Annotated in this window: 12 protein-coding genes; 4 read left to right on the forward strand and 8 right to left on the reverse strand. The window is 66.8% G+C overall.

The window, feature by feature from the left end; translation table 11 throughout:
• Nucleotides 1–96: 96 nt before the first annotated feature.
• From AB0N75_RS16605 to AB0N75_RS16630, 6 genes are read right to left on the reverse strand one after another with little or no spacing between them, the layout of a single operon-like run.
• Nucleotides 97–819, reverse strand: a complete 723-nt coding sequence (locus AB0N75_RS16605) for a sulfite exporter TauE/SafE family protein (RefSeq protein ID WP_364652052.1) — start codon at nt 817–819, stop codon at nt 97–99.
• A complete protein-coding gene (locus AB0N75_RS16610; RefSeq protein WP_364652053.1) occupies nt 816–1,913 on the reverse strand; it encodes an ABC transporter ATP-binding protein in 1,098 nt (365 codons plus the stop codon). Before AB0N75_RS16610 ends, AB0N75_RS16605 begins: the two co-directional genes overlap by 4 nt.
• Nucleotides 1,910–2,950, reverse strand: a complete 1,041-nt coding sequence (locus tag AB0N75_RS16615) for an ABC transporter ATP-binding protein (RefSeq protein ID WP_364652054.1) — start codon at nt 2,948–2,950, stop codon at nt 1,910–1,912. Before AB0N75_RS16615 ends, AB0N75_RS16610 begins: the two co-directional genes overlap by 4 nt.
• A 2-nt stretch (nt 2,951–2,952) precedes the next feature.
• Nucleotides 2,953–3,942 carry an ABC transporter permease gene (locus AB0N75_RS16620; RefSeq protein WP_364652055.1) on the reverse strand — a complete coding sequence of 330 codons (990 nt, stop codon included), beginning with the start codon at nt 3,940–3,942 and terminating at the stop codon, nt 2,953–2,955.
• A 9-nt stretch (nt 3,943–3,951) separates the two neighbouring features.
• Nucleotides 3,952–4,968, reverse strand: coding sequence for an ABC transporter permease (locus AB0N75_RS16625; protein WP_364652056.1), 1,017 nt, complete (start codon nt 4,966–4,968; stop codon nt 3,952–3,954).
• Nucleotides 4,969–5,007: 39 nt separating this feature from the next.
• Entirely contained in the window at nt 5,008–6,537 is a 1,530-nt protein-coding gene (locus AB0N75_RS16630; protein ID WP_364652057.1) for an ABC transporter substrate-binding protein, read from the reverse strand.
• A 340-nt stretch (nt 6,538–6,877) separates the two neighbouring features.
• Between AB0N75_RS16630 and AB0N75_RS16635 the strand changes: the two genes are divergently transcribed.
• The 4 genes from AB0N75_RS16635 (at nt 6,878) to AB0N75_RS16650 (ending at nt 10,769) form a co-directional block, all read left to right on the forward strand.
• Nucleotides 6,878–7,864 carry a 2-hydroxyacid dehydrogenase gene (locus tag AB0N75_RS16635; RefSeq protein WP_364652058.1) on the forward strand — a complete coding sequence of 329 codons (987 nt, stop codon included), beginning with the start codon at nt 6,878–6,880 and terminating at the stop codon, nt 7,862–7,864.
• A gap of 98 nt (nt 7,865–7,962) precedes the next feature.
• Nucleotides 7,963–8,760 carry an IclR family transcriptional regulator gene (locus tag AB0N75_RS16640; protein WP_364652059.1) on the forward strand — a complete coding sequence of 266 codons (798 nt, stop codon included), beginning with the start codon at nt 7,963–7,965 and terminating at the stop codon, nt 8,758–8,760.
• Between the two features lie 97 nt (nt 8,761–8,857).
• Nucleotides 8,858–9,991 carry a mandelate racemase/muconate lactonizing enzyme family protein gene (locus AB0N75_RS16645; RefSeq protein WP_364652060.1) on the forward strand — a complete coding sequence of 378 codons (1,134 nt, stop codon included), beginning with the start codon at nt 8,858–8,860 and terminating at the stop codon, nt 9,989–9,991.
• Nucleotides 9,992–10,073: 82 nt separating this feature from the next.
• On the forward strand, nt 10,074–10,769 hold the full coding sequence (locus tag AB0N75_RS16650) for an FCD domain-containing protein (RefSeq protein WP_364652061.1): 696 nt from the start codon (nt 10,074–10,076) through the stop codon (nt 10,767–10,769).
• 84 nt (nt 10,770–10,853) lie between these two features.
• Here AB0N75_RS16650 and AB0N75_RS16655 read toward each other — a convergent pair whose 3' ends face one another.
• Together AB0N75_RS16655 and AB0N75_RS16660 are read right to left on the reverse strand one after the other, a co-directional pair.
• On the reverse strand, nt 10,854–11,249 hold the full coding sequence (locus AB0N75_RS16655; protein WP_364652062.1) for a universal stress protein: 396 nt from the start codon (nt 11,247–11,249) through the stop codon (nt 10,854–10,856).
• On the reverse strand, nt 11,246–12,772 hold the full coding sequence (locus AB0N75_RS16660) for a tripartite tricarboxylate transporter permease (protein ID WP_364652063.1): 1,527 nt from the start codon (nt 12,770–12,772) through the stop codon (nt 11,246–11,248). The genes AB0N75_RS16655 and AB0N75_RS16660 overlap by 4 nt, the downstream gene beginning before the upstream one ends.
• Nucleotides 12,773–12,851: the final 79 nt, after the last annotated feature.

Consider the following 12,851-nt stretch of genomic DNA (forward strand, 5'->3'; position numbering starts at 1 on the left):
GAAGACCTCTTAGATTCAGTTGGCAGTTGTGGTAAACCACCAACCTTAGAGGTCTTCACCCTTTCACCGTGTAACCAACGTCCTGTCGCAGTACACCTAGCCGGCGAAGACCAACCGGATGATCAGCAGGACGGCCCCGCCGGCCGAGGCGATCAGGGCAACCAAGCGCAGCCGCCGCGCATCCAGGTAACGGTTGAGCCAGCGCGACAACACGAAACCAACCAGCACCACCGGCGCCAGCCAGAGGAAGGCCGAGACGGTCCCGCTGGTGACGGCGCCGGCTGCCGCCAGCAGGCTCACCGAAACGACGGAACCGACCAGGAAAAACGCGCTCATGGTGCCGCGCAGACGCGCGGGCGGTTGACCTTGCCAGACAATGGCCATCGGAGCGCCGCCGATCGCCGTCGCGGTTCCCATCACCCCGGAGAGACCGCCGGCAGCCACCAGATTGGTCCGGTTCGGGACCGGCCGCCAGCCTAGGAACGCCGAGCCGACTCCGACCAGGACACAGCCGGCCACCAGCCAGGAGAGCGCCGAGGTAGACATCGCCACGGCCAGCCACGCGCCCAGGACGCTGCCCGGGATCCGTCCGGCCAGCGCCCAGCCGGCGCCCTTGAGGTCCAGATGGGCGCGTTCGCGGACGGTCACCAACAGGGTGACCAGGCAGGCCAGCATCACCACCAGCGCCGGCAGAAGTTCCGGCGCCACCAAGGCAATCACCGGGGCAGCCACCAGTCCGGCACCGAACCCGATGGATCCTTGCAGGGCGGTGGCGGCGCAGACCGCCACCGCCAGAATCAGATAATCGGCGGGGTTCACTCCCCAACCGTGGCCGACTGGAGGCCGGCTTCGGCGGCGACGGTCAGCGGGAAGTGGCATTCGGCGGCGTGGGCCGGTGCTGCTGCCCGGCGTACCTGCGGAACGCCAAGCTGGACCAGGCCGTTTTGTTCAGCTGTCTGCGCGGGCGGTGCCTGCCGCGCACAGATGTCCTGCGCTTTCCAGCAGCGGGTGCGGAAGCGGCAGCCCGACGGCGGGTCCAGTGGAGAAGGCAGTTCGCCGCGCAGCACGATCCGTTCGGCGGGGCGCTCGGCCGGGTCCAACTTCGGCGACGCGGACATGAGCGCTGCGGTGTAGGGGTGCAGCGGACGTTCGAAGACGTCCTCGGTGGTGCCGGTTTCGATGATCCGGCCCAGGTACATCACGGCCACGCGGTCGGTGACGTGGCGGACCACTGACAGATCGTGCGAGATAAAGATGTAGCTGACGCCCAGTTTCTCCTGCAGTTCGTTGAGCAGATTGAGCACCTGGGCCTGCACGGAGAGGTCCAGGGCGGAGACCGGCTCGTCCAGGATGATCAGTTCCGGGTTCAGCGCCAGGGCCCTGGCGATGCCGATGCGCTGGCGCTGCCCGCCGGAGAATTCCTGCGGCGATTTCTTTGCGTCCGAGGCGCGCAGACCCACCAGCTCCAGCAGTTCGTGCAGCCGGGCTTCGCGTTCGCGTCCGCTGCGGAAGAGTCCGCGGTGGGTGGCCCAGGGTTCGGCGATGATTTCGCCGGCAGTCATCCGGGCGTTCAGCGAAGCGAACGGGTCCTGGAACACCATCTGTACGCGGCGGCGCCAGGCCATGAGTTCCTTACCGCGCAGGCTGAAGGGATCCTTGCCTTCGAAGGTCACGGTGCCGGAGTCTGGCTTTTCCAGCAGCATCAGGGTGCGGGCGAGGGTGGATTTTCCGCAGCCGGACTCACCCACCAGGCCCAGGGTTTCCCCGCGTCCTACCGAGAGGTTAATGCCGTCAAGGGCGCGCAACTGGTTGCTGCCGGAGCCGCTGCGGGCCACGTGAAAGGTCTTGGTGACGTCGCGGACCTCGAGGGCCGCGGTCCCGGCCTCCTGCACACGGTCGAACTGTGCGGTCATGACTGGGTCTCCTGGAGGGATGTCTCGGCTTCGAGAAGGTCGGAAAAGTGGCAGGCTGCGTAGCGACCGGGGGCGGTCTCGCGCAGGGACGGCCGTTCGGCGCGGCAGAGTTCCTGCGCCAGCGGGCAGCGGTCTTGGTAGACGCAGCCGGAGGGGATGTTCATCAGTTCAGGCGGGCTGCCCGGGATCGAGGCCAACGTCGCCCCGCGTTCGGCCTGGGCCGGGACGGACTCCAGCAGGCCTTTGGTATAGGGGTGACGGGGGTTGCCGAATACCTCGGCCACGGGTCCGGATTCGGCCACCGTGCCGGCATACATCACGCAGACCGTGTCGGCTTCTTCTGCGACGACGGCGAGGTCGTGCGTGATCAGCACCACCGCCATGTCTTCCTCTTCGCGCAGCCGGCGCAACAGGTCCATGATCTGGGCCTGAACGGTCACGTCCAGAGCGGTGGTCGGCTCGTCCGCGATCAGCAGGCGCGGGCCCAGGGCCACCGCCATGGCAATCAGGATGCGCTGCCGCATGCCGCCGGAGAACTGGTGCGGGAAGGCATCCACCCGGGACTCCGGATGGGGGATGCCCACCCGGTCCATCAGCGCGACGGCTTCCTTGCGGGCGTCGGCGGCGGAGAGGCCCCGGTGGATCCGGAAGGCCTCGCCGATCTGCACACCCACCGGGTAGACCGGGTTCAGCGCGGTCAAGGCGTCCTGGAACACGATGCCCAGTTCCGCACCGGCGATCTTGCGCCGCTGCTTGGCGCCCATGCCGGCCAGTTCCTTGCCTTCGAGCTCCATCGAGCCGCCGGCCACGTGCGCCACCGGATCCAGCAGCCCGGCAATGGCCTTGGCCGTCATCGACTTGCCGCAGCCGGACTCGCCCAGCAGCGCCAGGGTCTGGCCGGCCCGCGCCTCGAACCCGGCCTGGCTGACGGCCCGCACCGTGCCCAGCGGAGTGCGGATATCGACGTTGAGTCCGTCGACCCGCAGGACTACCGGATGGGCGTCGTCGGAACGCATGGCATCAGTGGTTGCCGTCATGGTCACTTGGACTCCTTGGCAGAAATACGGGTAATGAACTTCTTGCGGCCCGGCAGCGTCAGCCGCCAGCGCTGACTCGGATCGGTGGCGATGCGCAACCAGGCGGCCAGCATGTTCGCGGCGATGGCAGTAATCACGATGGCAACGCCCGGGAAGATGGACAGCCACCAGGCGGTCTGCAGGTACTGCCGTCCCTGGGCCACCAGCAGGCCCCAGCTGATGTCCGGCGGCTGGATGCCGATGCCCAGGAAGGACAGCGAGGACTCGGCCAGCATCACGTAGCAGAACTCCAGCGTGGCCAGCGTCAGCAGGGTCGGCGCGACTACCGGAATCACGTGCCGCCGGATGATGGCGTTCGGGGTGGAGCCAAAGGTGCGTGCGGCGTCTACGAACGTGCGGCTTTGCAGCTCGGCGGACTCGGCCCGGGCGGTTCTGAGGTAGATCGGGATGCGGGTCAGCGCCAGGATCAGCACAATGTTGGCGATCGAGGGGCTGAAGACGTACAGCACGACGACGGCCAGCAGCAGCGAGGGGAAGCTCATGATCACATCGGCCACCCGCATGGAAACGTTTTCCCGCCAGCCGCGGTGATAGCCGGCCCACACACCCCAGAGTGAACCGATCAGCAGCGCCGCCGCCACCGCCGGAATGGCTACCAGCAAGGTGGTCCGGGTTGCCACGACCAGGCGGGCCAACACGGAGCGGCCCAGTGAATCGGAGCCCAGAAAATACTCCCAGCCATTGGCCGGGTCGAACGGGGGCTTGTTGGCGAACATCAGGTTCTGTTTCGTGGCCAGCTCGCCCATTAACAGGGGGCCGAACACCGCGGTGGCGAGCACGATCAGCAGGATCGCGGCTCCCGTGCTGGCGAACTTGTCGCGGAGCAGCATACGCAGCATGCTGGGGTTGTTGGATTTGGCGGATGCCTTGCCCTTGGCCTGCCGCCGGTCTCCGGCGCCGGGCACGGCTTCTGTGCGCGTGGTTTCGCTCATGGTGTCCTCCTAGACCTGGACCGGAGCGGCAGGGGTGGATTCAGCAGGTTCGGCTTCCGCGGGGGCGGCGGGCCTGGCCGGGGCCTTCTTCCGCCGCCGCGCACCGGCGCTGGCCGGGCGGACCCGCGGATCCAGCAGGGCATAGGCCAGGTCAATCAGGATGTTCAGTACGAAGATCGCGATGGCGGTCAGCAGGACGGCTGCCTGCAGGACGGCGAAGTCCCGCTGCAGGATCGAATCGATCATCAGCTTGCCGATGCCGGGCCAGCCGAAGATTGTCTCCACCACCACGGCACCGTTGATCAGGCCGACGGTCAGGTCACCGGCCACCGTCAGGGCCGGTGCCGCCGCGTTGCGGAGCGCGTGCCGGGTGACCACGCGTGTCTGCGAGGCCCCTTTGCTGCGGGCCAACTTGATATACGGCTCAGACAAAGCCGAGACCATCGCGCCGCGCACCACCTGGACCAGCGCACCGAACGGTCGCATCACCAGCGTGGCGATCGGAAGCACCCAAGCCTCCGCACCGGCGACGCCGGAGGTCGGGACCCAGCCCAGGGTGATCGCGAAGACCCAGATGCCCACAATGGCAAGCCAGAAATCGGGAATGGAAGCCGCCGCCATGGAGACGAAGCTGGCAATCCGGTCGGCGATGCCGTTGGGCTTCAGCGCGGCCCAGCTGCCGACCAGCACTGCCAGGACGATGGCGATCACCATGGTGGTGGCCGCCAGTTGAAGGGTGGCCGGGAAAGCCCGCAGCGCCATGGCTGCCGCGGACTCCCCCGTCCTGAGGGAAGTGCCGAAGTCCAGTTGCAGGACGCCGCCGAAGTAGTCCGCCATCTGCGCCAGCAACGGCTGGTCCAGTCCGTTCCGGGCGGCAAAATCCGCGCGCATCTGCTCGGTGGCATTCAGCGGCAGGTACAGACTGGCCGGATTGCCGGTCAGCCTCGCCAGGGCGAAGACTCCGATGACCACGACCACCAGCGGCAAGGCACTGGAAATGATCCGTTTCCGTAGATAGGTCAGCACAGCTTCCCTCTCCTTCTCAAACTCCGGTAGGCGCGAGGACTACTGGGCGGGGGTGATCTCGGCCAAGCGCAGCTCGTCACCGCTGGACGAGTTCGGCTCATAGTTGACCGTCGCGGCCTTGCCGATCATGCCGGTCTGGTGCGCGATGTGGGCGAACTGCACTACGTCCTCGTTCTGGGCCGTGAAGACCTTTTCAAACGCAGCCTGCCGGTCGGGGCCAGTTGCCGCGTCTGCCTCTTTAATCAGCTTGTCCAGCTCGGGAGTGCCAAAGGCGCTCTGCGCGCCGTCGGTCAACATGTACTGGTCCACCGTGAAGGCGGCGTCGCCGGCCTGGTTGCCGTGCTGGGTCATGTGCAGGATCGCGCCGTCGTCCTCGACGAAGGGGCGTACCTGATACTGCAGGTGCTGGCTGGTTTCCATCATTTTCAGCTTGACGTTCAGGCCGGCCTGGGTGAGCTGTTCCTGAATCACCTGGCCCAGTTCCTCGATCTTCGGGAACTGGGCAGTACGGACAATCAGGCTGATCTGGGCGCTGGTATCGACTCCGTCGGCCTTGGCCTCGGCAACCAGGGACTTGGCCTTCTCCGGATCGTATGACCAGCCCTTGAGTGCTGCGTTGTGGCCAACGACTCCTTCCGGCACCAACTGTGCTGCCACCTGGTCGCGGCCGCCGTACAGGCTGGAAACGATGCCTTCCTTATCGATGGCGTAGTTGACCGCCTCGCGCACCCGGATGTCGGTGAACGGAGCCTTGTCGTTGTGCATGCGCAGCGCCACGGTCTCGTTGTTCGGGTACGGCACGCCCAGATCGCCGATGTTGTCCTCGGGGCTCAGGCCCATCGCAATGTCGGCCTCGCCGGAGGTGACCATGGCGGCGCGGACGCTGCCTTCGGAACGCCACTGGTACTCGGCAGCCGCGTAGGCCGGCTTCTCGCCCCAGTAACCGTCATAGGCGGAGACGGTGATCTTCTGGCCGGCCTGCCACTCGTCCAACTGGTAGGGGCCGGTGCCGATCGGTTCGCGGACCTTCTCGGTGTCCGAGGTCTCGCTCGGGACAACTTCCAGGAAGGACAGACGCAGCGGCAGGATCGGGTCAGCAGCAGCAGCGGTCACCTTCAGCGTGGTTTCATCGACCACCTCGACGCCGAGGTCCTCGTCGCCGAAGACGTAGCCCTCCACGTTGCAGCCCAGCTTGGAGTTGACCGCTCGCTCGATGGTGTGGGCGGCGTCCTCTGCGGTGAAGTCACTGCCGTCGTGGAAGGTCACGCCCTCGCGGAGCTTGAACGTCCACACGGTGTCGTCTTCCGAGCTCCACTCGGTGGCGAGCTTGGGCTCGAGTTCACCCGTGGACGGGTTGCGCTCGACGAGAGGTTCGGTGATGGTGGAGCGGTCGACGACGCCGGTGCTCGTCAGGTTCGATTCACAGGGTTCCAGCGTGGGCGGTTCCTGCTGGAGCACCACGCGGAGGGTTTCCGAAGCCGCGCCGGTGGCTCCGCCGGCTGCGTTCTCCGAGTTGGCCACCGAGCAGCCGCTGAGCACCATGGTGCCGCCGACCGCTGCAGTTGCCACGGCCAGACTCAGGCGACGGCGCTTGGTCGTACCAGTCGTTCCAGACGATCTGGTAGGGGATTCAAACGTCATTGTTTCCTCCGAAGGAGCGAAAGATTGGTGCCGGGCTCGTCTACGTATGAAGCCGGCGGTTGGATGGGTATGCAACAGCTTTGTGAGCGCGATCACCGTACGTCAAGGGCAGACTTTTGCGTCGCACCCGTAACTGCTGCGGAAGATGGCCCGCGGAGCGCCGAAATCCGCGGCGCTCCGCGGCGGATTTGAATCCATGCCACAGGGGTATTGATCAATGCAATCTGTGTGTTGGACGTGAATCACTGGGTTTCTTACTGTTCTTGACATGAGTACCCACACAGCGGCGCAGGCCGAGAACCCTACCGTTATCGGCGGCGAGCAGATCCTCCAGGTCGGACCGGTGAATCCCACCGTGGCCGCTGCGCTGGCCGACGAGTTCGGAGCCGTGCGGCTTCCGGATGGCCCCGAGCGCACAGCGTTCCTGCAGCGGCACGCCGCCGGAATCCGGGTAGCGGTCTGCTCCGGCCGGATCGGTGTGGACACTGCACTGATGCGCCAGCTGCCGAATCTCGAGGCGATCGTGAACTTCGGTGTGGGCTACGATGCGACCGACGTCGCGCAGGCGAACGACCGCAACATCCCGATCAGCAACACTCCTGAAGTGCTCACCGACTGCGTGGCCGACACCGCCCTGGCCCTCTATCTGGATGTACTGCGCCAGACCACCGCAGCCGACAGATTCGTCCGCCGCGGCGAGTGGGAGTCCACCCCGTCCTACCCGCTGACCACCCGCGCTTCCGGCAAAAAGGTCGGCGTCGTCGGCCTCGGCCGGATCGGCAAGGCCATCGCCAAGCGGCTGGAGGCCTTCGGGTGCGAAATCCATTACCACAACCGCCGCCCTGTCGAAGGCTCCGGCTACACCTACCATGCCTCGCCGGCCGAGCTGGCCGAGGCCGTGGACGTGTTGGTCATCGCCGCAGCCGGAGGCCCGGAGACGGCCAACCTGGTGGACGCCGACGTGCTGGCCAAGCTCGGCCCGGAGGGCTACCTGGTCAACATCGCCCGCGGCTCGGTGGTGGACGAAGCAGCCCTGGTCTCCGCCTTGACTGAGGGCCGCTTGGCCGGTGCCGGGCTGGATGTCTTTACCTCCGAGCCTCATGTCCCCGCCGAGCTGATGGAACTGGAGAACGTTGTCCTGCTCCCCCACGTCGGCAGCGGAACCCACGAGACCCGCGCCGACATGGCGGCCCTGACACTTGAGAATCTACGCAGCTACCTGCGCGATGCTTCGCTGGTCACCCCGGTGAGTTGATCCCGGCAGCGCCCGGACCGCCGTTCGGGCTCCGGGCGCTGCCGTCACCGGCTGCCGCCGCCGCCTAGGATGGGCTCAGACAGTGGGAAAGGGGCGCCATGGCGGATCCGGCCGACCATCCATCCGGAGTGCGGGAAGTAAAATCCGCGGCCCGCACCATCGACATCCTCGAAGTGCTCGCGGCCCGCGGCAATGCACCCGTCACCATCCGGGAGCTCTGCTCTGTCCTGGTTGCCCCGCGGAGCAGCATCTACGCACTGCTCCGGACCCTGGTCGACGCCGGATGGGTCCGCACTGATCCTTCCCGGACCACCTACAGCATCGGCATCCGCGCGCTACTGGCCGGGACCACCTACCTGGATGCGGACCCCCTGCTGAAAGTCATCCGGCCCCAACTCGGTCTGCTCGGCAAAAAGGTGGGCGGAACCGTGAACTTCGGGCGACTGGACGGCGGCCACATCGTCTACCTGGCCACCTGGGAGGCACCCGGCCAAGAACGCACCGCCGCACGCGTGGGCCGCAGACTGCCCGCCCATGCCACAGCCCTGGGCCAGGCGGCACTCGCGTCGCTGGACCCCGCTGCGCTGCGGTCGCAGCTGCCGGCCGAACTCACCTCGCTGACCGGCAAGACCATCACCTCGCAGGCCGCCCTGGTCCGCGAACTGGCCGCCGTACGCCGCCGCGGCTACGCCGTCGAACGCGAACAGAACACCGTGGGCATCGCCTGCGTGGCCGTCTCCGTCGACTGCGGGCCGGAGGGCGTCGACGCGCTCTCGGTATCGCTTCCGCTGTCCAAGCTGCGGTCGGCGCGGGAACGCGATATCGCCGCAGCGCTCCGCGAGACGGCCGCCGTTACCGAGGAGATCGTCGGCGGATTGGCCGGCTTGCTGGGCTGAAGGAAAGGCACGCTCCCCGGAAACCGATGGGACTTGTAGAACAAGTTAGCCACTTGTAGGATGAGTTTATTCTGCACCTCCCCGCGTAAGGACTGTCATGCCCTACACACCCGATGCCATCCGGCACGTCAAGCTTTCTACGGCCACGCTGCCGCTGGCCACGCCGATTTCCGACGCCAAGGTCTTCACCGGGCGCCAGAAGCCGATGACCGAAGTCGTCTTCTTGTTTGCCGAAATCACCACCGAACAGGGCCACCAGGGACTGGGCTTTAGCTACTCAAAGCGCGCCGGCGGGCCGGCCCAGTACGCCCATGCCAAGGAAGTTGCCGACACCATGATCGGCGAGGACCCCAACGACATCGCCAAGCTGTACAACAAGCTGCTGTGGGCCGGCGCCTCGGTGGGCCGCTCCGGCGTGGCCACCCAGGCCTTGGCAGCCCTGGACATTGCACTGTACGACCTCAAGGCCAAGCGGGCCGGGCTGCCGCTGGCCAAGTTCCTGGGCGCCCACCGCGACTCGGTCCGCACCTACAACACCTCCGGCGGTTTCCTGAATGCCTCCATCGACGAGGTCAAGGACCGCGCCAGCCGCTCCATCGAGGAGGGCATCGGCGGCATCAAGATCAAGGTCGGCCTGCCCGACTCTGCCGAGGACCTGCGCCGTGTTGCGGCCGTCCGCGAGCACATCGGCGGCGATGTGCCGCTGATGGTGGACGCCAACCAGCAATGGGACCGCGCCACGGCGCTGCGGATGGGACGCCGCCTGGAGCAGTTCGACCTGGTCTGGATCGAAGAGCCGCTGGACGCCTACGACGCCGAGGGCCACGCCGCCCTTGCCGCCGCGTTGGACACACCGATCGCGACCGGCGAAATGCTGGCCTCGGTGGCCGAGCACGAACGGCTGATTGCCGCCCGCGCCTGCGATATGATCCAGCCCGATGCGCCGCGCGTCGGCGGCATCACCCAATTCCTCCGGCTGGCCACGCTGGCCGATCAGGCCGGGCTGGATCTGGCCCCGCACTTCGCCATGGAAATCCACCTGCACCTAGCTGCCGCCTACCCGCGCGAGCCGTGGGTGGAGCATTTCGACTGGCTCGATCCGCTGTTCAACGAGCGTCTCGAGACCCGTGACGGCCGTATGATCGTGCCGGACCGCCCGGGCCTCGGCTTCAGCTTTAGCGACCAGGCCCGTGCCTGGACCACGGACAGCGTGGAGTTCGGCCGCGCCTGACCCGGCCCGCGCTTGGCCCACATGACGACGGCGGTGCCCGCACCGCCGTCGTTCCCCTATCTGTCTCGAAGGAAGCCACCGGATGAAACCCAACCTGACGGCCGCTCTGGTCGATGAGCTGCGCCGGCGCATTGTCGACGGCGAAATCGCCCCGGGCGACAAGCTGCCTAGCGAGAACACGCTGATCGCCGAACACGGCGTGAGCCGCACGGTGGTGCGCGAAGCCATCACCCGACTGCAGGCCGAGGGGCTGGTGCATACCCGGCGCGGCAGCGGCAGCTATGCCCTGACCCCGCCGGTTGAACCGGACGGACCGCGGACCGCCCGGCCGGTGCGCACGCTGCAGGACCGGCGGGCCCTGGTGGAATTCCGCACCGGCGTGGAGAGCGAAGCGGCGGCGCTGGCCGCCGTCCGGCGGACCAAGCAGCAGGTGTCGTCCCTGCGGGCCGCGAATGAGGACTTCTCCCGCTCCGGCGCCAACCCGGCCGCGGCGCTGGCCCACGACTTCGAGTTCCACCGCACCGTTGCCGAGGCCAGCGGCAACCCCTTCCTGCAGGATGCGATAGCCGCCCTCGGCCCAGCTATGATCGCCATGCCCCGCTACCGGCTGGAGGCCAGTGCTGCCGAGGGGGAAAGCACCCGCCTGGCCGAGGTGGCCGCCGAGCACGCAGCGGTGCTGGCCGCGGTCGAGTCCGGCGATGCCATGGCCGCAGCCGCCGCCATGCGCACGCATCTGGTCAACTCGCGGCACCGACTGGAGCGTGAATCCGGCCATTGACCCGCCCGGTCCGTGGTGGACAGCAGAGCGGCAGCAGACAAAGGGTCTGCTGCCGCTTCGATGTTGTCGCGTGGTGTGGCTGAGCTAATCAGCTGCTTTGACGGCCAGCACCGGCCGGTCGGCCTGCAGCAGGATGCGTTGGGCATGCGACCCCATGATGAACTTGCCCACCTGGCTGCGCTGGCGGAGGCCGATCACGATCAGCGAGACCTCGCGTTCCCGGGCCAACTCAAGGATCTCCTCGGCCAAATCATCGCGGTGCGTCGGGCGCAAGACCTCGGCTATCACCCCCGCCGCATCGGCCGCTGTCTTCAGCCGCAGGATGTCGCCCTCGGAGGCGACTGTCTTGTCAACCAAAGCGCCTTCGCGGGTGGAGTTGACGATCAGCAACTCTTCATTGCGGAGTTTTGCTTCCGCGATCCCGGCGGCCACGGCCGCCTCGCCCACTGGAGTGGGTACATAACCGACCAGGATGCTCATGCGTTCTCCTTAGATTTGGTGAGGGAGGCGGTCTGGGTAGTCTTCCTGCGGTCCATGGCGGTCTTGACCATCGGCCACACCGCGACCAGCACGAAGACCACCAGCAGTGTGGCAGAGATCGGGCGGCCCATAAATCCGGCGACGTCTCCGTCGAGCACCAGCAGCGAGCGCCGCAGGCTGGACTCCAGCAGCGCGCCCAGCACGAAGGCCAGCACCAGCGGTCCAGGCTCGAAGCCGAATTTCTTCATCAGGTAGCCGACAGCACCGAACAGGACCACCAGCAGCACATCGAACATCGAGTTGCGGATGGTGTACGCGCCCAGCAAGGTAATCAGGGCGGTAATCGGCGCCAGGATGGCCGCGCGCACCCGGAGGATGCGGACGAACAGGCCGACCAGCGGGATGGACATGATCAGCAGCAGGATGTTGCCGATGTACATCGAGTTGACCACGCCCCAGAACAGGTCCGGGTTGTCGACCATCAACTGCGGGCCCGGGGTCACACCCTGGATGAGCAGTGCGCCAAAGATGATGGCCATGGTGGCGTTGGCTGGTATGCCCAAGGTCAGCAGGGGGATGAAGGAACTGGTGGCCGCGGCGTTGTTGGCGGTCTCGGGGCCCGCAACGCCTTCGACCGCGCCCTTGCCGAAGCGCTCCGGGTTCTTGGCGCGCTTCTTCTCCACCGCGTAGGCAGCCAGTGAGGAGATGGTGGCGCCGCCGCCGGGCAGGATGCCCAGGAAGAAGCCAAGCACCGAGCCGCGACCGATCGCCCCGGCCGACTGCTTGAGGTCCTTCTTGGACGGCCACACGTTGGCCACGGTTGCCGGTGCCTGGGCCGCACGGTGGCGTTCTTCCAGGTTGTAGAGAATCTCGCCGACGCCGAACAGGCCCATCGCCACCGGGACGAAGTCAATGCCGTCCGCAAGGCTCAGGTTGCCGAAGGTGAAGCGTTCGGCGCCCGTGAAGATGTCTCGTCCCACGGTGGCGAGCAGCAGTCCGAAGGCGGCCGCAATCAGTGCCTTGATCTTGGCGCCGTTGCTGATGGTGGCCACCAGCAGGATGCCGACCAGCGCCAGCGCGGCGTACTCCGGGGGGCCGAAGTCCAGCGCGAAGCTGGCCACCAGTGGAGCCAGGAAGGTGAGTCCGATGATGGCCACGGTGCCGCCGATGAACGAGCCAATGGCAGCAATGCCCAAGGCCGTTCCGGCTTTGCCCTTGCGGGCGAGCTGGTAGCCGTCGAAGACAGTGACCACGGAACTGGCTTCGCCGGGCAGGCGCAGCAGCACCGAAGTGATGGTGCCGCCGTATTGCGCACCGTAGAAAATGCCGGCCAGCATGATGATGGCCGTGACTGGCTCGATTCCGTAAGTCAGCGGCAGCAGGATGGCGATGGTCGCTGCCGGACCGAGGCCCGGCAGCACGCCAATGAGCATGCCGATGACGACGCCCAGCAGGCAGTACAGCAGGTTGGAGGGCATAAGGACGACGCCGAAGCCGTCGATGACCGGTTGCAGGAAATCCATGCTAAGACCTTTGGATCAGTGGGCAAGGGTGGAGCGCGAGGGTCCCCGGGCGGCGGCATAGCCGACAGCGGGGAGCGCA

Origin of the sequence: Arthrobacter sp. NPDC089319, assembly GCF_040684925.1 — a bacterium.
Taxonomy (GTDB): Bacteria; Actinomycetota; Actinomycetes; order Actinomycetales; family Micrococcaceae; genus Crystallibacter.